Origin of the sequence: Ruminococcus sp. AM26-12LB, assembly GCF_003480785.1 — a bacterium.
Taxonomy (GTDB): domain Bacteria; phylum Bacillota; class Clostridia; order Lachnospirales; family Lachnospiraceae; genus Blautia_A; species Blautia_A fusiformis.
The window spans coordinates 26,833-47,725 of record NZ_QUJX01000007.1 but is presented as its reverse complement, the minus strand read 5'-3'; the positions used below and the strand labels follow the sequence as shown (position 1 = coordinate 47,725).

Below are 20,893 nucleotides of genomic sequence, written 5' to 3'. Positions count from 1 at the left end.
AATTCTCCATCATACCAAGAAACAGATATCCGAAATCCATTTCCTGTTTTTATTCTTCAGGAATCATCTCATCTACTGCTGATCCCGATCTTCTATAGCACATCTGCATCTCATTGTAGTCTCATTATCCATTTCATGCAAGAAATTTTCCCTCGGCCCCAAATTCTGTCTAATACAGAAAACAGCCCGCCGGATACACGATGATCTTTGATCATCTTATATCTGACAGGCTGTATGCAACACAAAACGAACCTCTGTATTGTACTCTGTTTCACACTCATGAACACAATTTTATTTACTTCTTATAAATACTGGCTAAACTCCACCTTCTCCTTATTCGGTCCCTCAATAGTAAAGAACTTCACACCATTCTCCCAGAACGGCAGGAAATGGACTTCATCATTGATAGTATTCAGTCCGGCTGCTGTCACCATCTCGTGGACTTTCTCGATATCCTTCACATCAATGGCAACATGATCGATGGCACCGGATTCCATTTTTGCTGCTTTGTTCTCGTAAGTCTCGATCACAAGATTTCCCAGTTTCAGAAAAGCAACCTTCTCATTGGCCGCTTCGTTTACGGTCTGAAAAGCAATCTCAAATCCCAGTGCTTCATAAAATTTAATGGTTGTCTCAATGTCATTGGTCGGCACACCTACGTGCTGAACTCCGTTCATCTGATCTTTTAAATTCATTTCAAAACCCCATCCTTTCATAAATCCGGTGTTCGCATCCCGCTTTACTGCATGCTCAGAAATGCGATCACTCTGCAATTCTGCGTTCTACCTGTGCAAGCTCTGGATTTCTCTTTATTCAATACTTACATAAGCTATTTTCGTAACCCTGGTTTTATTTTACATATTTATGAATAGTTGCCTTTACAGCTCCAGGTCCTGCGATCATCTCGCGGAACATGTCCTCGATCTTTTCACCCACACCATCTTTGTAAAGATCTGTAAAGAACAGTCTCTCATTGGAAAGGATCGGCTTCAGCTGATCCTTGAAGGTTTCCGGTTTTCCGATCACGATATCGCCAAGCTGCTCTGTGATCTCCTCATTCATCGGGTCCGGTGCAAGCTCAAATTTGTTTCCTTCGTCATCTACAGCCAGCATGTATCTCAGCCAGCCTGCGATTCCCAGCGGGATTGCTGTCAATCTGGAAGCATCTCCAAATTTCTTCACATATGCTTTTACAGTCTCACCGAAACGGATACCTACCATCTGGGACACATCTACAGCCAGACGAAGGTTTGTATCTCCAAGATACTCATTCGGGAAACGGTCATTGAAAAGCTCATCCACAAATGCCTGCGGGGAAAGGATTCCAGGATCTGCAACTACCGGAAGTCCCTCGTCATAAGCAACCATACGGGCCATTTTCATCATATCTTCGTTCGTGTTCAGCATATGTGCAAACAGATCATAGCCAAGTACCACACCAAGAGGGCCGGTTGCGGAATGTACAGGATTCAGGCAAACGGTTACTTTCATTCTCTCGGAGAGATTGACGGTATTTCTGTCCGCCATATATACGCCGAAGCCTTTTTCCAGAGCAGGGCGTCCGTTAGGGAAGCTGTCCTCGATAACAAGATACTGTGGCTTCTCAGCATTGACAAATGGTGCAATGTATGTTTTCTTTCCTGTGATCACCGGCTGCATATCTTCAACGCCAAGCTTCTCAAGGTCTGCTGCGATCTGCTCACTTGGACGAGGTGTGATCTTGTCGATCATGGTCCACGGGAATGCAACCACCTTCTCATCCGTTACATAATCTACAAATCCATCATCTACAAAACCTGCTTTATGCCATTCCTCTGTCATAGTCAGCACGGACTCACGAAGCTTGGCGCCGTTCTGTGAGCAGTTATCCATAGATACCAGAGCGATCGGATATTTCCCTGCTTTATATCTCTCATTCAGCATAGCCACAAGAACTGCCATTGCTCCCGTTGCCTTATCCGGTCCGTTTTTAATATCTGCTTCCACAAACGGGAACCATGTTCCGTCTGCTTTCTGGAGTGCATAGCCCTTCTCTGTGATCGTGAAAGAAACCAGCTGCAGAGATTTAGCCGCAAAAATTTCTTTCAGGCGGTTCCATTGTTCAGCATCAGAAGACTGTGCTTTCACTGCTTCTGCAAGTGCCCCGAGAACTTTGTACTCACGGGTTCCATCACCGTGAAGGATGACATTTAAGCCAAGGTTGTCATATGGCGCGTAAATTTTATCCACTACGTCATAATCAAAAGTCTCTACACATGTGATACCTCTGTCAAGAACTCCCTCTTCCAGAAGACCATCTGCAATACCGCCGATAAATACACGGAAGATATTTCCGATTCCGAAATGTACCCAGCCTGGCTCTTTTTTCGCTTTCTCAGTCACAGCCTCTACATCGTATCCCGGAAGATCGATACCTGCTTTCTTCCATGCTTCACGTTCCTTGATTCCATTTCTTGTTAATTTCATAATCTTGAACCTCCCTGTTTTCTTATATTTCGTTATTATTTATGTCTTTCACTTATGCTTATGTATTAACTGTAAGTAGAGTATAAAACTATTTTTTTAAAAAATCCATTGACAAAACACCTAATTTTCCTCTTATATTTTTGTTTACTTTTACTCAGGCGCTCCTACATTGCATTTCCCGCAAATTTATACTAAAATATATTTAAGACTTAAACATATCTATAATGACTTTTATCAGGAGAATCTCATGAGTGAAAAAGGATTAACCACCATCAATTTAAAGAAAATAAACCGCTCCAAGGTTTACCAGTATATATACAAAGCAAAACAGGCTTCCAAAATGCAGATCGTCCAGGACCTGCAGATGGGACTTTCCACAGTAAGCCAGAACCTGAACCTTCTGGAAAAAGAAGGACTCATCGACAGAAACGGATATTTTGATTCCACAGGCGGAAGGAAGGCACAGGCCATCCAGATCGCCTCGGATTTTCGGATTTCCATTGGCATCGGGATCCTGAAAAACATGTTCCATATCACAGCCATCGACTTATATGGAAATGCTTTTTATACAGAAACCATTGCTCTTCCCTATTCCAACACAGAAGAGTATTACAGACAGCTGACCGATAAAGTACGGGAATTCATCGCAGAGAATCACTATCCGGAGGAAAAGATCCTGGGCGTTTCCATTGCCACACAGGGGATCACTTCTCCGGATAATTCCACTGTGATCTATGGAAACATCATGAACAATACCGGCATGAAGCTGGAGGATTTTTCCCGGCATCTTCCTTACCCCTGCCATCTGGAACACGATTCCAAATCCGCCGCTTTTCTGGAGCTGTGGAATCACCCGGAGCTTGACAGTGCTGTCGTGTTCCTTCTGAACCGAAACCTGGGCGGTGCCATTATCACCAACCATCAGATCCATCAGGGAAGCTCCATGCACAGCGGAACACTTGAGCATATGTGCGTGAACCCGGACGGTCCTTTATGTTACTGTGGAAACCGTGGCTGTCTGGAGACCTACTGCTCTGCCAATGCTCTGGAACAGTCTGCGGGGATGCCTGTGAAGGAATTTTTCCCGCTGCTCCGCGAAAAAAAATCTCCCCGGCTTGCTGAGCACTGGGAAGATTACCTGAACCATCTGGCATTTGCCATGAAAAACCTGAACCTGATCATCGATGCGCCGATCATCATCAGCGGATATCTGGCACCTTATTTTACGGAAGAAGACATCACTTATCTGCTGGAACACATCAACACAGGCGCACCCTTTACCCTGGATAAAGATCAGATTCTGGTCGGTACCCACGGACAGTATACACCTGCCATTGGTGCAGCTTTATATTATGTGGAAAAATTTATACAGAGCGTGTGAATACAGGCAGCTTCACCTGAACCGCTCAAAAAAGCATGTCATACACAGCCAGACGGATATAACTTGATCCGCTCTGTCCTAAGGTATGACATGCTTTTTTTTATTTTACTTATTATTTTTTCAGTTCTTTCAGCAGCTGCCCGATCTTTGACACAAACAGATCAAAGGCCACATTATTCTTACCGCTGTTGATCACAATATCTGCTTTCGCCCGTGTAGGCTCCACATACAGATAATGCATCGGTTTTACTGTGGTAAGATACTGATCGATGATTCCGTTTAAATCCCGTCCACGTTCCTCCACATCTCTGGAGATCCGTCTTAAGATCCTCTCATCTGCATCTGCTTCCACATAAACCTTGATATCCAGAAGATCTCGGATACGGGGATCTGCAAGAAGCAGGATTCCTTCTACCAGAATGACCGGTCTTGGTTCGATCTTCAGCACTTTGTCGGAGCGGTTGTGCTGACTGTAATCGTATACCGGACATTGGATGGTTTTGCCCTCCTTGAGTTCTTTGAGATGCTCGACCAGAAGATCGGTTTCCAGTGAATCCGGGTGATCGTAATTCACCTTCACACGTTCTTCAAAAGGAATTCCGTCCTGTCTGCGGTAGTAATTATCATGATAGATCACCACCACATCGTCTCCGAAATGCTTCTTCAGTCTGTTTGTAAATGTAGATTTGCCGGAACCTGATCCTCCGGCGATCCCGATAATAATACTTTCCATCGTCTCTTTACCTCTTAATCTAGAATTCTTCCGCTGTGGATCCCGCAGGCTTCCCGAAGAGTTTTTCCGTATAAAGAAGCTTTTTCTTACACAAAAGCTGCCCGGTCGGTGTGCATCTCCTGCATCCGGTTCCGGACAGCTTTTCTGGTTATTTTTTATAAAGCAATCGTTCTGATCAGATCTCAGCCTGCTCAAGAAGTGCCGGGATCTTGGATTCCCATCCAAGTGCCATGATATGTACACCCTGGCAGTATGGCTTACACTCTTTGATGATACGTGCAGCGATCTCAACACCTGTGATACCAGCTTTTGTCTTCTCTTTGTCTGCTTTCAGTTCCTCGATCATCTCATCCGGAACATGAATGCCGGCAACGTTGTTGTTCATGAACTTAGCCATTCCAGCGGACTTCGGAATGATAATACCAACCTGTACCGGTTTTCCGAACTGTTTTGCTTTTTCCATGAATTTGATGAATTTCTCCGGCTCAAATACAGCCTGTGTCTGGAAGTAGTCTGCACCTGCGGCAACTTTTCTTTCCATCTTTGCAAGCTGAGCGTCAACGGAATCGCTGCATGGAGATACAACGGCACCTTTGGAGAATTTCGGAGGCTCACCAACCAGCTGGTTTCCACCAAGGTCTACACCGGACTCAAGAAGCTGTACTGTATGAAGAAGAGATACAGAATCAAGATCAAATACCGGTTTTGCCTGTGGATGGTCGCCCATCTTTGTGTGGTCACCTGTGAGGCAGAGGATATTCTCGATACCAAGCATAGCTGCACTTAAAAGATCAGACTCCAGTGCGATACGGTTTCTATCACGGCATGCCAGCTGGAAGATCGGGTCCATTCCTGCATCTTTGAGGACTTTACACATTGCAAGAGATCCAAGACGCATTACTGAAGACTGGTTATCTGTTACATTAACTGCATGAACACCTTTCAGGTAAGTTTTGGCTTCTTCTACCAGCTCATCTACATGGATCCCTTTTGGCGGTCCTACTTCAGCAGAAACTACAAATTCACCACGGTCGAATAATTCTTTCATTTTCATATTATACTTTGCTCCAATCATTATAAATTTGGGGTATTGGCCGCCATGTTCCAGGCGGACAATATCATAATTTCATCAAGCTTCTTATTTCACTTCATCATCTGTAGCGAAATTATGGATCTGTGTCGGGCATTTCAGTGCGTCAAGGCGTCCGATCTCTTTCAGACGTCTGTAGATGCGCTCCCATCCACACTCCATGTCGCTGTCCACTTCGCATTTACCATTCTTGGAACCACCGCACTGGCCGTTGACAAGACTCTTGGAACATGCTGTGATCGGGCAGATTCCACCGGTAAGGTTCAGATAACACTCACCGCACTGGTCACATTTATATTCCAGTGGTGTTACACCCTGGAAACCAGGTACCGGGTATGTATCGCAGGCTGCACATACCATCTTGTCTTCCAGATATTCTGCGATGGTCTGAACACCAACGCCGCAGGAGAATACCAGAACCAGGTCAGCTTCCTGGATCTTGCTCATGTGTTTCTGGAGACGTAACTGCATATTTTCCGGATTACAGATATAATCCGTTGTCATGATCCCTGTCACATTTCCTTCAGCGGAAAGTTCCTTCTGAAGTGCAACAGCCTCTTTTTCCGGAAAACGAACTTCCTTGCATCCATGGCAGTTGATGATAAAAACTTTCTTTCCGGCTGCCAGTGATACGATAGTTTCTTTTGCTTTTAACTGGGTAATCAACATATCACTTCATCCCCCTTACTGCATTTTTTCCGGCTTTGATGCTGTTAATGATCGGAATCTTGGAAGAACAGATATACTGACAGCATCTGCACTCAACACAGTCCATAATGCTCATGTCTTTCATGCCCTGCCAGTTCTCTTCTTTCGCATATTTTACGAAATACAGAGGAGAAAGTTCCATCGGACATACGTCCACGCAGCGTCCGCACTTGATACATGGCTGCTCTTTGGTCTCGTCTGTATCAATGGCGATGATACCGTTGGAGCCCTTCATCATAGGTACTTCCAGAGTATTCAGAGGGAATCCCATCATAGGTCCGCCCATCTTGACCAGAACATCGTCATCTGTAAATCCACCGCAGTAATCGATCAGCTCTTTTACGCTGGTACCGATCTTGATGATAAAGTTGCCAGGATTCTTGATCTTCTCGCCTGTTACGGTTGCAACACGCTCGATCAGCGGCATACCCTTCTGGATCGCATCGGAGATTGCTTTTACGGTACTGATATTATCTACGATAACGCCAACATCTGCCGGAAGACCGCCGCTTGGAACCTTTCTGCCCATAACGCGCTTGATGAGAGTTTTCTCAGCACCCTGCGGGTATTTGGTTCTTGCGACAAATACTTCCATGTTTCCGATATCGGCAACTTTTTCCTGCATTAATTCGATGGCATCCTGCTTGTTATCCTCAATGACAATGATACCCTTCTCGGCACCTGTTGTCTTCAGGATCGCTTTCAGACCAAAAATAATGTCATCTGCAAACTCAAGGAGAACCTTGTGGTCTGCTGTTAAATATGGCTCACACTCACATCCGTTGAGAAGGATGGTATCAACCGGCTTCGCAGGTTTCAGTTTAACACAGGTCGGGAAACCTGCACCACCCATACCAACGATTCCGGCATCCTTTACGATCTCAATGATCTCATCCGGTGTAAGTTCGTCCAGGGCTTTATGTGGCTGTACGGATTCGTGCAGAGTATTTTTTCCGTCGGATTCGATGACAACTGCCATCACCTCACTGCCTCTTGTACCATGCATACGTGGCTCAACAGCAACTACGGTTCCGCTTACACTAGAATGTACCGGTGCGCTGATAAATCCGGCAGCTTCTCCGATCTTCTGTCCAACCTTTACTGTGTCGCCTACTTCCACGATCGGGTTGGCAGGTGCACCAAGATGCTGGGACATGGAGATCACAACCGTCTTCGGATCCGGGAATTTCTTCAGATCGATATGCTCGCTGAATTCCTTGTGCTCTGACGGATGAACGCCACCATAGTATCCGTTCAGTCTGTCCTCTCTGATAGACTTCACGTAATCATTGATCACCTTAAAGTTAACCTTGGAGTAATCACGTACCTGTACCGGCTGGTTCAGGAACTCTTCCAGACGACCCTGTTTTGCCAGTCTCTGGTAAATCTTCTCCCATGCGCAGTCCTTGTTAGGATCCACTTCACATTTCCCGTTCTTTGCTCCGCCGCACTGTCCGTTCACAAGACTCTTGGAACAGTCGACGATAGGACAGACGCCTCCGGTAATGTTCAGATAGCACTGTGCACATGCATCACAGCTCTTTTTGGTAAGTGCCATGCCGTGATGGCCTCTGTAGTTAAGGGTATTACTTGCTGCGATCACCGGCTTACCGGTCAGATCTGCAACAGTCTGGATACCAAGACCACAGGAGATCACAACTACATTCTCTGTACCTTCCGGCAGCAGATCCTGTAATTTTCTTTCTGTGTGCATCTTGTTGCACAGAAAATCGAATTTCGCACTGCCTGTGACGGTTTTTCCCTGCTCCGCAGCAAATTTCAGGAATTCCTCGCAATCCGGTTCGTCAACGGTCTCAAATTCCTTGAAACACTTGTTACAGGCGATTACAAACAGATTGTCCCTGCCGTTCAGCACTGATGCAAGCTCATCACTGCTTTTCAGCTTGTACTTAGTATAGTTTTCCAATTGCTCACCTTCCTTATAAAGATTATATCCTTATGATTATCTGCTCTTATCCGTTCCCTCCTTCTCTGCACTCCCAGGAAAGAAACAATAAAACCAAATAAATAAGTTCTACGTTATTTGTTCAGCCCTCCGGAAATCCCAACCACAAAAAGGCCGCAGTATTTCCTCTGACCGCTACAATAAATGTACCATAATTTGAACATATTATCCAGTTTTATTGGCTATTTTTATAAAATTATTCTATGATTTCATTCCAAAAATTTATGGGTGTACGGATATTTGTACAATTTCTGTTATGTTACATGCGTTAGTTATATGCAACTTATATAATTTTGTTTATAAAATATCCTTTTTATGCATTGAGCATATTGCACAAGGATCTTACCTTTAACAGGACAGATCCGAAAGGTGTCTTTTATCATGGAGTAAGACGCTGTCCGCAATATTCACAGGTGCTCAGACGACCTTTTATTACCTGATTCTTTGCACCGCAGCTGGGGCAGGTAACTGTAATATAGATCTTCTCATTTACGCGTCTGTTCGGTGCAGTGATCATAATATAATTTCCTTCTCTGTCTATCTGGATATTCCGGATATATCCCCCGGCAATAAATTTTTCCAGCTTTTTCACTGCACCTTTTCCCAGTTCCTGCTCAAGCTTTTCAAATGAGACGGTATTCTGAGCATAGGATTCAAACCAGCAGGCGATTTCTCCGGCTTTTTTCTTCTTTAATGTTTTTTGTATCTCCCGGAAGGTCGGATACAGAAACAGCAATCCAAGTATGATCTCTGTTGCTGCCATTCCCCAGCGCCCTTCACGGATATACTTCTCCGATGCGCCAATAGCTCCCAGGGAAAAAAGTATAAAAAAGCCACAAAGAACCCATTTCAGTTTCCCCAGTATTCCTGTTTTTTTATTTTTTTCTGTCAAAAAATCACTCATGTCTGTTTCCTCTTTCTTCTATTATTCAAAATTTTATGATGTATTTATGAATGCTCCGTCAGCTCACGCCAAATTTCCTCTATCTGAATATGTTTCTGCATTCTGTGGATCTTCTATTTCAGTGTGGTTACGATCAGTTTACTTTCCAGTGCAGCTGCTATCAGATCCTCTTTACAGCTGTATCCCGCCTTGGCGATCATTTCCTGAAAATTCCATCTTACCCCTGAAGCAGAGCAGTCCATTTTCCTTGCGATCTCGGAATATGACATCCCGTGAATGTACAGGCGCAGCATCTCCAGCTGTCTGGGACTGATATCACCGCTTGTGATCCAGTTAAGTTCCACCTCCGGTGCCACATCCGGAAATACATGCTCCCCATTTAACGTTCTGTAGATCACACTCCGTATTTCCTCTTCCCCGTGATCCTTATACCAGAGACTGTCTGCGCATCCGCTCTTTGCTCTTTCCAGCACCTTGGGATCGATCAGCGAAGTAACAACCAATACCTTTGTATATGGATATTTTTCCCGGATGATCTTTCCGGCACTCAGCCCATCATGATTATGAAATGTCTGCACATCCATAAGCACAAGATCAATTGCCGAGTAAGAGCAGATCTTTACAGCTTCACAGGCATCCGAAACTGTCTGGACATGTCGGAATTCCGGTTCCCGCATAATAATACTCTCAAAATACTTCTGCATGATCCTCTGATCTTCTACTATCAGTATCCGTACCATAGACTCCCATCCTTTCTGTCAGTGGCATTTTCAACACCAGACAAAACTCCGGCGAAAAAGAAACCTGCATAATACATTTCTCTGACTCCGCAGCTTTTCTCAGTGCAGACAGACCACCACCTTCTTCTGCATTTTTTTCAGGTGCATCTCCATCATTCGTTATCCGGATGCTGTATTCATTTGCACCTTTTTCTATCTTCACCAGAACTGTACTTCCATGGGCATGTCTGGCACAATTTGTCACACATTCACGGATCGCTCTGTCTGTCAGCAGCCTGTAGGAGGGATGCTGAGGGAAATCCCCGCTGATCTGAACATAAATTCCAAGTTCTTCTGCATGCCTGATCGTATCCGCGCATAATTCTTCCATATTCTCAACAGAAGAATCTGTAAGAATATAGACCAGATGCTTTAGTGCAGATAGCTGTTCATCCATTTTATCCTGATTTTCTTTTCTTTCCAATATCCTGCGTATTGACAGAAGGCTTCGGCCAAAATTGTCATGAACCTGCATTTTCATGGCAAGTGTCTCCTGCTCTCTTATTTTATCTCCGATTTTTTCATACATTTCCTCCAGCTTATGATTCAGGATTTCCAGCTTTTCATTATTTGCTCTGATTTTTTCACCATTGTAATAAATTTCTGATACATTAACTGCCACTGTCTGCAGATATCCTGCACAATCCGGCTCCTGCAGACGATATTCCTGAAACATCCAGACGGAATCATCCGGAAAATAAAATACATTACTGTCACTGTTTAATCTGCGAAGTCCCTCTGCTTCGGATCCTCCATTTATTACTTTCCGCAATGCCTCAAAATCCTGCAGATAGGAGCCTGTCATTATCCTGCTCAGTTCATGCATCTTAGTGTTGCATAAAACGATCCTTCCAAGAGGATCCGAAAAACACACCCCACAGGGAACATCATCAACAGCTTCATTCACAGACCAGTAAGACAGAGAATGATGATATCTGCGTCTCTCTCTCCAGATTGCCCAGCAAAGATAAAGCAACAATACCACCATCGCTGCCATCAAAACACTGACCGGACACATTCGGAGCATTAGCTGATATGCGCTTTCCCCCTGGCAATATCTGTGATCATTCATCAGGAACCCCATAAGCATAAAAGAAACTGCAAAAACAGTCACTGCTGTTATAATTTTCTTTTTCCCGTAAAAACAGGTTATCCTGATCAACAGAAGGATCAATTCCAGAATCAGGCAGATTTCAAGAAGGATCATCAAAAAATCCTGCATTGCCATACTGCATTCCGCAAAATCAGTCATCTTCCGCCTCTCTTTCTGAATACGATACATCCGATAAACCATTCGTTTTCATCTTCCTGCTGCACATTTAATTCCGGTCTTTCTGACATTAATCCCCGAAGATCTGCTTCTGCTACAATATGAACCGAGATCCGCAAAGCATCATCGATCTGCGACACACGGTAAAAAACAGACTGCATTGTATCAAACAATCGTTCCACAAGCCATTCAAAGGTATCATAGCATTTTAGTATATCATCTGCATTCAGCTGCACTTCACCATTTTCGACATAATAAGCTGCCCGGATCTTACATAATTTTAAGCTGTCACAGGATTCCGCAAGACTCTGTCTGAGATCCTCCATTGTAAGCAGATTTCCGTCTGATGCATATTGTGTCAATACCAGATTTTTTCTTCTTTTTAAATATGTACCAACAACCACGATTTTTCCCAGGATCCGGTCATAGTGTTCCCTTGACTCCGTTCTTTCCAGCTCATCCATCAGCTGTGACAGCAATTCCAGCTGCCCGGCTGTCTGATTCTGTATCATGTTCAGCAGTCGGTTCTGTTCTTCTGTTTTTCTCCGCTCAGCTTCTTTCTGATAGGTTTTCTGCAGCAGACGATTTCTGGCAGTCAGCTCCTCCTGCTGTTCCCGGATATCCTGATACTGATCCAGAAGCACCGAAATATCTTCTGACCAGAACAAATGTCCTCCTCTTATAGGAATATGGTTGATCCGGATTCCCTGTTCCTGTACAGCTGATCTATTTATTACAATTTTACGCAGTTCCGGTGACAGCTCAGGAAAATCACCGGAATGATAATATCGCTGAAAGGAATCATCCGTAATCTCTGCATCCAGTCCTCCGGAGGTCTGGAATAATTCAAAATATCGATTGTTCGTCTGTATCAGGCCGCATAATATACATCCCTGGTAAATTGCCGCCATCAAAAGGCAGCATACCGCTGTCATATCTCCGGCAATTGTTTTGATCAGAGGCAGACGGAGTAAATTCCCGATATTCCATCCCAGAAGCAATATTCCCGGAATAACCGGCAGCCAAAATTGCTTTCTTCCCGGAATCCTGCTTTTTCTGATCAGCATGATTTCCATCCATATCAGGCAAAATATGATCCATCCCTGGATCACTATAAAAAGAATGCCATAGCTGTAATCTCTATCTGAAAGCGGCGGCCGCCCGGAAAACCGAAACACCAGCTGATGCAGATCATTTGTAAAAACACTGATGATCAAAACCACCGCAAAAGCAAGCAAGGCAATAATTTTTCTGACTGTTTTCTCTCCATCCTTTTCCCCTAGAAACATCGCTGCTGCCAGTCCAAGGACCGGGATCAGGATCATCGGGATATAATACAGATACCAGCAGATATGTTCTCCAAGCGGATCATGAAAAATATGAAATTTTACTGTCCGTACAAAAAACCAGAAGACCATCAGACAGCCAATTGCAGTCAGACATCTGCGCGTTTTTCTATGCACTACATGCTTTTCCAGATAAATCACCCAGGCACAATACATTCCCAGATAAATACAGTTACGACACTGATCTGCGAGATTTCTCATAAAAACATTTTCCGGTCTTCCCAGCCTGCAGAAATACGCCAGAAATACACTTATCAGGATTCCTCCATACGACAGTGCCCTTTTTTTATTGTATGTCATGAAAATTCCTCTCTCATTAATACACCTCTGTGATAAGTATACTATAAAACTCTATTTTATTATATAGTTTTCAGAGAAATCATCCATTCTCAACCCCTGTTATCACAAACAGAGTGAACAATTCTGTCCACTCTGTCTATCATCACTCAAAATGGTCTTGGCTGACCACAGTATTCGCAGAACCTTCCGGTATTCTCTGCACCGCACTGACATTTCCATAAACTGCCGGGCTGCTGCATTCCATTGTTCATGTACATCCCGGACTGCTGCATTCCGCTGTTCATGTTCATCCCGGGCTGCTGCATTCCGCTGTTCATGTACATCCCGGACTGCTGCATTCCGCTGTTCATGTTCATCCCGGACTGCTGCATTCCAGCCGCATTTGGTGTCAGGGCGGCTATGATCTGATGACCTGTCTGCTCCACTTCCATCAATTCCCCTCTGTTATCGCTGCTTATGGAAAAAGTATTCAAACGAAAATCCATATCATCAAACCATGGATTTTTTACCTTAATACGCATAGTATAATCAAATTCATACTTATATACCGGTGGCTGATAGCTTACGGTTTCTCCATCCTTTGTTGTATATGTTTCCTCGTTCTGCTGTCGCTCTACATCAACTCTGCACTGCACAACAGCGGATAAAGGAACTATATCCGGATTTTCATTGACATCCAGCTTCCGTGCAACAGTAAAATTCCCCTTATTGTCATCAATAAAAACATTGTAATTTCTGGTATTGATCTGACGTGTTATACAAAAATCCATTACGGCTTTTTTGTTTTTTTCACGATATTCCAGTTGACGTTTTATATCCTCTACCGTACTGTGCCGCCGGTCTTCAAACCATGGTGACAATTTTTTTGCACAATCCTTACACAGATTTCCGTCATCCAGTTTTCTGTTGCCTAATAAACCTATTTTCTCTCCGCAGATATCACAGATCTTCTTATCAAATAATCCCATACCCAATCCTCCTTCTTTTTATATTTGTGTTTTTGTTTATCTACATTATGCGTGAATGCTTCGCCATTTGCACTAGCATCTCTGACAGTAACTGAATTCATCTTCATATCAATGTCAGGATCATAAGGCTCGTATCTGAAAATCCTGTCCGTTTCTATATGTTCAGGATATACCGTATGGGATACTCTCTGCCAGACACAACCGTCCCCATCCCACCTCCACATTCGGATATTCCTCATATCCGCCCACACTCTGTGCGCCTTTCCTCAGATACGCCTTCACCTTTTCCCCATAAAGAAACGGATCATTTCCTTTCACGATCCCCCATTCCATAAGCAGAGCTGCGCTTCCGCTGACAAAGGGTGCCGCAAAGGAGGTTCCGGTGACAGTGGCGTAGCCTCCGCCGGGAACCGGGGCGGAGATGGATACACCGGGAGCTGCGAGATCAGGCTTCCGGATCGGCAAGAACTGACTTCCCCTTCCGGAAAAATCTGCGTAGGCATTCTGTCTGGAATCATAAGCTCCAACAGAAATAACTTTTCCGGCAGTGGAAGGAATCGTCAAAGTTCCCACAGCCCGCGGAGAATAAAACCCGGTTCCGCGATTCAGTACATTTCCACCCGGCAGCCAGAGGAAATACTGCCCGGAGCGCACACGTTTTCCACTTAAAAGAACTTTCCAGACACCGCTGTCCACATAATTAGCCTCCGGAATGAAATCTATGTAGATTTCCTGGGACAGCTGATAGGGACCGGGTTTTCCATAATAGATCAGAAGCTCTGTATTTTCCAGCAGATGCCGCTGTGGCCCCAGCCTTTCATATAATGGACCGATCCGTTCTCCGGACGGACTTTCCAGATAAATTTCCATCTCATCTTCATAATCCTTCCATAACTGTACATTTAATGTGGGCTCAAAAGCTCCCACCGCCAACTGGATTTCTTCTGTTTTCCCCTGCTGCAGGATTCCTCCTGCATGCCAGGGCTGGCTGCCGTTATTTCCGGTTCCTGTAACGATCACAGTCCGCCCCATGGCCGCAACTGTATCAATATAGTTTTCCAGAAGAGAATCCCCTCTGTGAGAACCATAATTATTCCCAAAGCTGACGTTTATAACGATCGGTTTTCTCATCTTCACTGCCTGCCGTATCAGGTAATCAATACCCTCCATCAGCTCCGTTGTCCGCGGAAATGAATTTTCCCGTGGATTTCCCATTTTTACCACTAGAAGATCACTTCTATACGCAACGCCTCGATTCACTCCATCCGATGCTCTCCCATTTCCTGCTGCTATTCCAAGAACTGCTGTTCCATGTCCGCTGAAATCCCCAGACGGAACAAGGCGCCTGCCTTCGGTTTCCCCGAGTGCAAGCGCCTCATCAATTTCTTCCTTCGTATATTCAGTTCCTGATACATAGTTTTCCGGTGGATTTCCAGCTACACTCTGATCCCACAGTCGCAGGATCCGAGTACTTCCATCCTCATTTCTGAAATCCGGATGAAAATAGTCCACCCCGGAATCCACAATACCCACCAAAATCCCCTTGCCGGTTAAGCCATCGGCTCCATTCTGCACCGGCAAAATGCAGCTTGCCTCCCGCTCTTCAAAGGTCTCAAAATAAAGTCTCTTGGGCTTTTCTATAAACTCGATCTGCTCTCTGACTGAGTATGCAGAAATTTCCGTTTCCGGCAATGTCACTACTGCATAGCTGCCAAGCAGCGGGACCACCTGTATCCTCTCACCACCAAGTCCGCTTTCCGGACCGCTGTACTTCACGATCACATCCCACAGCCTGGTGGTGGGATCATATCCCACATTCAGATTTTCCGATTTTGCCCGCTCATGCGGCAGGGCATTCATGGCAAGATTAAGTAGATTCTCTAATTTCTGGTCTGGCATAAGGCTTTCATTTCCATTGATACATTTTTTTTTATTATATGCAACGCCTTCGGTTAAAGAACCAGCCATCTGTTCCAGCATTTCTCTTTTAATTCCGGGAACGAAGCTTAACAACTGACGAAGCGGCATTCCTTCCATCATCGCAGCCATCATTTCCTGATTATTTAAAAAGACCCTTGGTTTTTCTGTCAGCGCATTTATTTTGCGCTGCAAACTGGAAGAAGGGAAAGAATTGTTGCAATATACCAACAAATCCATCAGTACGATCAGCACCTTTTTATGCTTTTCCAGCCAGAGTCACTTTCAGACTGCTTTTAAGAAGCAATTCGGAATGACTCCCAATGAATGCAGGCGCATGGGGTCATAAATCGTCTTTAGATATCTCAAAATTCCATGGATGTAAAAAGGCATGAGCCATTTATATGACTCATGCCTCTTCAGCCAAACAGAAATCCGTGATCTCATCCGATAATATTATGCTGTTGCTTTTTTATCATCTGTCTTCTCAAGCAGTTTCTTCACGCCCTGGATCGCTACCAGTACACCAAGGATCAGCAGTAATACTGCAAATACAAGCTGTAAGGTGTTTCCAAGATCCAGTCCTGTTGTTACCAGTGCCTTTGAAAGCTTTGTGATGGTCATGCCAAGTGCTGTGAAGGTAACTGCCATCATGAATACCATCGGGATCCAGAGCATGCAGCCCTGACGTTTTGTTTTCTTTAAGAATACTGCACAGGCTACAAGAGCGAGTACAGATAACAGCTGGTTTGCGGAGCCGAACAGCGGCCAGATTTCTGCATAGCCGACCTTTGTAAGCATGTAGGCAAGTACCAGTGTAATGACTGTTGCGAAATATTTATTTGTTACTACCTTCAGGAACGGGCTCATGTTTTCCTCATCTGTATCAGAATCAAGGAAAAATTCCTGGAATGACAGACGTCCGACTCTGGCTACAGAATCAAGAGAGGTCAATGCAAATGCGGATACAGCAAGGTTGATCAGAGTAAATACCAGTGAATGCGGAAGGCCAACTACAGAAAGGAAGTTTGCGATAGCACCTGCAAAAATCTGCGGCTGTGTTGTAAGTCCCTGTGCTGCTGCTTCACCATCTGCAAAGGATGCAACTGCGATCAGTGCGATGATGGCAAGCATACTTTCCATCAGCATTGCTCCAAAGGAAACAGGAAGCATGTTTTTCTCATTTTTGATCTGCTTGGATGCAGTACCGGAAGATACCAGTGAATGGAAGCCGGAAACAGCACCGCAGGCGATGGTTACAAACAGGATCGGGAACATATACTGTCCGTCTACGTTAAAGCTTGTAAATGCCTTCAGGTTACAGGAAGGATTAGCAACAAATACACCGATAACCGCACCGACGATCATAAAAATGAGCAGATAGCTGTTCAGATAATCACGTGGCTGAAGCAGTGCCCATACAGGAGCGACACTGGCGATCAGGATGTATACAAAAATAATGATATGCCAGGTTCCAAGACTTACATACATGGGGAAATTAAGTCCCAGCACAATTGCTGCTACCAGCAGTAAAATTGCGACTGCAGTGTTGACCCATTTGTTGAATTTTGTATATTTAAGGAAAAATCCAAGTGCAACAGCCTCAAATATAAATAACATGGAAGTGGTTGCAACAGCTCCGTTTGCCGCTACCTTTGTAACTGTTCCTGCATCATTTGCGACAAATCCGTTAAAGGTTCCTGCTACAACATCTGCAAATGCGGCAACAACCAGAATACAGAACAGCCAGCAGAATAAAAGAAACAATTTTTTTCCAAGCTTTCCGATATACGCTTCGATGATATATCCGATCGTACGTCCTTTATTCTTTACAGATGCGTACATGGATGCAAAATCCTGCACAGCTCCAAAGAATACACCTCCGATGAGGATCCAGAGCAGAACCGGCAGCCAGCCGAAAATTGCGGCCTGGATAGGTCCGTTGATCGGGCCCGCACCTGCTATGGATGCAAACTGATGTCCGAATACTACATTTGTATCAGCCGGTACATAATCAACTCCGTCCTCCATTTCGTATGCCGGAGTTTTTGCTTTCGGATCAATGCCCCATTTGTTCTGGAGATAACGGCCATACAGAAGATATGCGCCTCCGAGAACTACAATGGCTATGATCATCATTGTTATTCCGTTCATAATATCAACTCTCTTTCCTTTGTGTTTTTTATACATGATACAATGACCGTAAAACAGTTATTGCATCAAAAAACGCCCTTGCTATCCTTTCGGATAACAAAGGCGGAATGTTCCGTGGTACCACTTTGTATTATCGTATTTATTGCTAAACGCGACCACTTATTACTGTCATATCAAACAGCCTCTTCTGTAACGTGAAGACTACGTCCCGGCTTACTTAACCTTTCTATTCAGCGGGATGCTCCCAGGTGATATCACAAAATACCTTCTGCCGCTTCTCACCAGCTGCGGCTCTCTGTGATCCGGTCTGCTTCTTGTGATCTGTCCTGTTCCATGCATTTCTCTTTTTTATTTATCTAATGTTTTACTCCTTTTTTTATAAAAATTCAACAAATAATTTATATATATTTTATAAATTTGCATATGTTTTTTTATGCATTTTTTAGGTAAAGGCCAAAACACGGCGTATGTAACGAAGCCAGATCTGATCCCAGCTCTGCTTTACGATCCGTTTTCCGTCACATACGCCGCATTATCCATTATTCAGAAAATGTATATCTTACCATGTATCCTTTTCCGTCACCGGTTACGATCACGACTCCGCCATCGGGATTCTCGATCTTATCAATGATCGGAAATCTTCCTTTTTCTTTTACGAAAGCTTCCGGGCTCTCGATATTTGCTTCAATGATCTCCTGCTGAGAATGACGATCGCCGCCGCAGGGATTAATGGTTTCAATAATGATCTCATATTCCTTCATACCCTTCACCTCTTTCATTTAATGCAGTTTTTCAGTTCTTATACTTACATTTTATCGTAAAAATCCCGGTCATGCAAAATGCGTTCTGCACAAATTTTCAGAGGATTTATTGGTATTTTTCACTACATTCAGACTTCTTCTGTTTCCGGATGTTATCTTCCTCAAAGAAGGCTTTTTTTATTCTACAAAGTGGATCCTGCTCTCATCAAAACGATCCTGCTGCATTCTGCTCTCTGCTGGGTACCCCAGGGCAAAAAGAGAAAATACCTCCACATTCTCCGGAAGCTTCAGAATATCATGGACCAACGCCATACGATCCTTAAGCGGTGCAATTCCGATCCACACGCCGCCAAGTCCCAGTGCATCCGTTTCCAGCCAGATATTCTCCTGTGCGATAGACATATCGATCTGTGCCATATCCTGAACAGGCAATCCCTCTTTCCGATATACCGGAACGATCACAACCGGTGCACCTGCTGCACATCCGGAATAGGGAGTGGCTTTGGAAAGTTCCAGTATCTTCTCCTTATCTGTCACAACATAAAATTCCCACGGCTGCTGATTACACGCGCTTGGCGCCTGCATACCTGCTTTCAGGATCTGAAGGATCTTTTCCTTCTCTACGGGTTTATCTTCATATTTACGAATACTTACTCTGTGAAAAATATTCTCCATGCTAATTCCTCCTCGTCATACTCATATCACTTGTTACAATTCATACTCATCATACAGCTTCTGACGCCATTTTACATCCGTCATCACACGCTGCACTTCATCCGACCGTCCATCCAAAAACAAACGATTGATCACTCCCACCGGTATATCCAAATTATACCACATCATCAAAACATAAAAACCCCATAAAACGTATTTTTACGAACTCTACAGGAACTTAAAATGGAAAACGCTCCAGAATACGAAGCTTTCAGAATGTCCATACAGACAAGAATCCTATAAGATATAATAACCATACCACACATCAATAAACAAATCACTCAAAACTGTTCCAAAAATTCTCCCATAATCTGACACCGCCACCATCTGAAAACTCCCGGACAGCCAAACATCCGGGAGTTTTTCTTATATCACTTATAATCTTCAGAAATTATTTCTCCTGCACATTGATGATAACCTTCATGGTTGTCTCACGGTTCTCATCAATATACTGATAAGCCTTCAGATAATCTGCGAACTTAAATGTCTTTGAGATCAGCGGCTTTAAATGAACCTTTCCCGCATTTACAAGATCAATGGCATCTACATAATCATCATGACGGTACATCATAGTACTCTTGATATCCAGCTCATGGTCATTGGCAACAGCAAGGTCAACGGTTGCCATATCCGCAAATACCGCTACCAGTACGATCACGCTGCCTTTTCTCGCATACTGGATGGCCTGTCCCATGGTGATGTTATTTCCGGCACAGTCATAGATCACATCTGCCTTATCCGGACCAAATGCCTCTACCAGTGCCTCTCCGAAATTTTTCTCCTTTGTGTTTACACAGATATCAATGCCGCACTCTTTTGCTTTTGCAAGACGAAGGTCACTGACATCCGTGATCATAACCCTGGCTGCCCCCATTCCTTTGGCTGTCTGCGCAACAAGATTTCCGATGGGACCTGCACCGATCACTGTGATGTTCATCCCTTTTACATCGCCCATCTGCTTCACTGCATGGACTGCAACTGCCAGCGGCTCGATCATTGCACCTTCCTCGTAAGACATCTCCTCCGGGATCGGTGTTACCTTAGATGCATCTACTGCAAAGAATTCAGAAGCTGTTCCTGTTGTCTGGAAGCCCATAACCTTCAGTTCCTCGCAGAGATTATATTTTCCATGGCGGCACGGATAGCAATGTCCGCAGTATACCTGAGGCTCGATGGTTACTTTCTGGCCAACCTTAAAACCTGTCACATTCTTTCCAAGCCCCGTGATCTCACCGGATACTTCATGTCCCTGTGTTACCGGATATTTTGTAAAAGGATGCTTACCGTGATATACGTGGATATCTGATCCGCAGATACCAATGTTCATGATCTTAACCAGAACCTGGTCATCTCCCACTTCCGGAACCGGAACCTCTCTGAAAATAATCTCTCCGGGATTTGTCATTACCTGTTGAAGCATCTTATTCTCCTCCTCT

Annotated in this window: 17 protein-coding genes and 1 pseudogene; 2 read left to right on the top strand and 16 right to left on the bottom strand. The window is 44.3% G+C overall.

Features of this window, described 5'->3' with window-relative positions; genetic code table 11:
- Window positions 1-302: 302 nt before the first annotated feature.
- Together DW694_RS06595 and DW694_RS06590 are read right to left on the bottom strand one after the other, a co-directional pair.
- Window positions 303-695 (bottom strand): VOC family protein, encoded by a 393-nt coding sequence (locus DW694_RS06595; RefSeq protein WP_118752766.1) that lies wholly within the window; start codon window positions 693-695, stop codon window positions 303-305.
- A 154-nt stretch (window positions 696-849) separates the two neighbouring features.
- Window positions 850-2,466, bottom strand: a complete 1,617-nt coding sequence (locus DW694_RS06590) for a mannitol dehydrogenase family protein (protein ID WP_021976971.1) — start codon at window positions 2,464-2,466, stop codon at window positions 850-852.
- A gap of 247 nt (window positions 2,467-2,713) precedes the next feature.
- Here DW694_RS06590 and DW694_RS06585 point away from each other — a divergent pair, with 247 nt between their 5' ends.
- Complete coding sequence (locus tag DW694_RS06585; RefSeq protein ID WP_118752734.1) at window positions 2,714-3,847, top strand: ROK family transcriptional regulator; 1,134 nt, start codon at window positions 2,714-2,716, stop codon at window positions 3,845-3,847.
- Window positions 3,848-3,959: 112 nt separating this feature from the next.
- Here the strand turns inward: DW694_RS06585 and udk are convergent, their stop codons facing one another.
- From udk to DW694_RS06535, 10 genes are all read right to left on the bottom strand, one after another.
- Entirely contained in the window at window positions 3,960-4,580 is a 621-nt protein-coding gene (udk, locus tag DW694_RS06580) for a uridine kinase (RefSeq protein ID WP_021976352.1), read from the bottom strand.
- A 175-nt stretch (window positions 4,581-4,755) separates the two neighbouring features.
- Window positions 4,756-5,634 carry a methylenetetrahydrofolate reductase gene (locus DW694_RS06575; RefSeq protein ID WP_015526188.1) on the bottom strand — a complete coding sequence of 293 codons (879 nt, stop codon included), beginning with the start codon at window positions 5,632-5,634 and terminating at the stop codon, window positions 4,756-4,758.
- An 84-nt stretch (window positions 5,635-5,718) separates the two neighbouring features.
- A complete protein-coding gene (locus DW694_RS06570; protein WP_118752733.1) occupies window positions 5,719-6,339 on the bottom strand; it encodes a methylenetetrahydrofolate reductase C-terminal domain-containing protein in 621 nt (206 codons plus the stop codon).
- 1 nt (window position 6,340) lies between these two features.
- Window positions 6,341-8,305: an electron transport complex subunit RsxC gene (gene rsxC, locus DW694_RS06565; RefSeq protein WP_118752732.1), complete on the bottom strand. Its 1,965-nt coding sequence runs from the start codon at window positions 8,303-8,305 to the stop codon at window positions 6,341-6,343.
- A 418-nt stretch (window positions 8,306-8,723) separates the two neighbouring features.
- Window positions 8,724-9,248 (bottom strand): hypothetical protein, encoded by a 525-nt coding sequence (locus DW694_RS06560; RefSeq protein WP_118752731.1) that lies wholly within the window; start codon window positions 9,246-9,248, stop codon window positions 8,724-8,726.
- Window positions 9,249-9,361: 113 nt separating this feature from the next.
- A complete protein-coding gene (locus DW694_RS06555) occupies window positions 9,362-9,988 on the bottom strand; it encodes a response regulator transcription factor (RefSeq protein ID WP_022426201.1) in 627 nt (208 codons plus the stop codon).
- Window positions 9,936-11,279 (bottom strand): ATP-binding protein, encoded by a 1,344-nt coding sequence (locus tag DW694_RS06550; protein WP_286186889.1) that lies wholly within the window; start codon window positions 11,277-11,279, stop codon window positions 9,936-9,938. The genes DW694_RS06555 and DW694_RS06550 overlap by 53 nt, the downstream gene beginning before the upstream one ends.
- A complete protein-coding gene (locus DW694_RS06545) occupies window positions 11,276-12,943 on the bottom strand; it encodes a histidine kinase N-terminal 7TM domain-containing protein (RefSeq protein ID WP_059086716.1) in 1,668 nt (555 codons plus the stop codon). Before DW694_RS06545 ends, DW694_RS06550 begins: the two co-directional genes overlap by 4 nt.
- 146 nt (window positions 12,944-13,089) lie before the next feature.
- A complete protein-coding gene (locus DW694_RS06540; protein ID WP_118752729.1) occupies window positions 13,090-13,911 on the bottom strand; it encodes a DUF4428 domain-containing protein in 822 nt (273 codons plus the stop codon).
- Between the two features lie 162 nt (window positions 13,912-14,073).
- Window positions 14,074-15,951, bottom strand: a complete 1,878-nt coding sequence (locus tag DW694_RS06535) for a S8 family peptidase (protein ID WP_353615804.1) — start codon at window positions 15,949-15,951, stop codon at window positions 14,074-14,076.
- 31 nt (window positions 15,952-15,982) lie between these two features.
- Here DW694_RS06535 and DW694_RS06530 point away from each other — a divergent pair.
- A pseudogene (locus tag DW694_RS06530) lies at window positions 15,983-16,177 on the top strand (AraC family transcriptional regulator); the annotation flags it as partial.
- Between the two features lie 107 nt (window positions 16,178-16,284).
- Here the strand turns inward: DW694_RS06530 and DW694_RS06525 are convergent.
- The 4 genes from DW694_RS06525 to DW694_RS06510 form a co-directional block, all read right to left on the bottom strand.
- Window positions 16,285-17,982, bottom strand: a complete 1,698-nt coding sequence (locus tag DW694_RS06525) for a carbon starvation protein A (protein WP_021652743.1) — start codon at window positions 17,980-17,982, stop codon at window positions 16,285-16,287.
- A 539-nt stretch (window positions 17,983-18,521) separates the two neighbouring features.
- On the bottom strand, window positions 18,522-18,743 hold the full coding sequence (locus DW694_RS06520) for a hypothetical protein (RefSeq protein ID WP_059086708.1): 222 nt from the start codon (window positions 18,741-18,743) through the stop codon (window positions 18,522-18,524).
- A 177-nt stretch (window positions 18,744-18,920) separates the two neighbouring features.
- Complete coding sequence (locus DW694_RS06515; RefSeq protein ID WP_118752728.1) at window positions 18,921-19,418, bottom strand: nitroreductase family protein; 498 nt, start codon at window positions 19,416-19,418, stop codon at window positions 18,921-18,923.
- Between the two features lie 430 nt (window positions 19,419-19,848).
- Window positions 19,849-20,877 (bottom strand): alcohol dehydrogenase catalytic domain-containing protein, encoded by a 1,029-nt coding sequence (locus DW694_RS06510; protein WP_015526214.1) that lies wholly within the window; start codon window positions 20,875-20,877, stop codon window positions 19,849-19,851.
- Window positions 20,878-20,893: the final 16 nt, after the last annotated feature.

Bases quoted from the DNA above. Each gene is read 5' to 3' on its own strand.
- DW694_RS06595 (WP_118752766.1), bottom strand. From the start codon at position 695: ATGAATTTAAAAGATCAGATGAACGGAGTTCAGCACGTAGGTGTGCCG.
- DW694_RS06590 (WP_021976971.1), bottom strand. From the start codon at position 2,466: ATGAAATTAACAAGAAATGGAATCAAGGAACGTGAAGCATGGAAGAAA.
- DW694_RS06585 (WP_118752734.1), top strand. From the start codon at position 2,714: ATGAGTGAAAAAGGATTAACCACCATCAATTTAAAGAAAATAAACCGC.
- udk (WP_021976352.1), bottom strand. From the start codon at position 4,580: ATGGAAAGTATTATTATCGGGATCGCCGGAGGATCAGGTTCCGGCAAA.
- DW694_RS06575 (WP_015526188.1), bottom strand. From the start codon at position 5,634: ATGAAAATGAAAGAATTATTCGACCGTGGTGAATTTGTAGTTTCTGCT.
- DW694_RS06570 (WP_118752733.1), bottom strand. From the start codon at position 6,339: ATGTTGATTACCCAGTTAAAAGCAAAAGAAACTATCGTATCACTGGCA.
- DW694_RS06560 (WP_118752731.1), bottom strand. From the start codon at position 9,248: ATGAGTGATTTTTTGACAGAAAAAAATAAAAAAACAGGAATACTGGGG.
- DW694_RS06555 (WP_022426201.1), bottom strand. From the start codon at position 9,988: ATGGTACGGATACTGATAGTAGAAGATCAGAGGATCATGCAGAAGTAT.
- DW694_RS06550 (WP_286186889.1), bottom strand. From the start codon at position 11,279: ATGACTGATTTTGCGGAATGCAGTATGGCAATGCAGGATTTTTTGATG.
- DW694_RS06545 (WP_059086716.1), bottom strand. From the start codon at position 12,943: ATGACATACAATAAAAAAAGGGCACTGTCGTATGGAGGAATCCTGATA.
- DW694_RS06540 (WP_118752729.1), bottom strand. From the start codon at position 13,911: ATGGGATTATTTGATAAGAAGATCTGTGATATCTGCGGAGAGAAAATA.
- DW694_RS06535 (WP_353615804.1), bottom strand. From the start codon at position 15,951: ATGATGGAAGGAATGCCGCTTCGTCAGTTGTTAAGCTTCGTTCCCGGA.
- DW694_RS06525 (WP_021652743.1), bottom strand. From the start codon at position 17,982: ATGAACGGAATAACAATGATGATCATAGCCATTGTAGTTCTCGGAGGC.
- DW694_RS06520 (WP_059086708.1), bottom strand. From the start codon at position 18,743: ATGAAGGAATATGAGATCATTATTGAAACCATTAATCCCTGCGGCGGC.
- DW694_RS06515 (WP_118752728.1), bottom strand. From the start codon at position 19,418: ATGGAGAATATTTTTCACAGAGTAAGTATTCGTAAATATGAAGATAAA.
- DW694_RS06510 (WP_015526214.1), bottom strand. From the start codon at position 20,877: ATGCTTCAACAGGTAATGACAAATCCCGGAGAGATTATTTTCAGAGAG.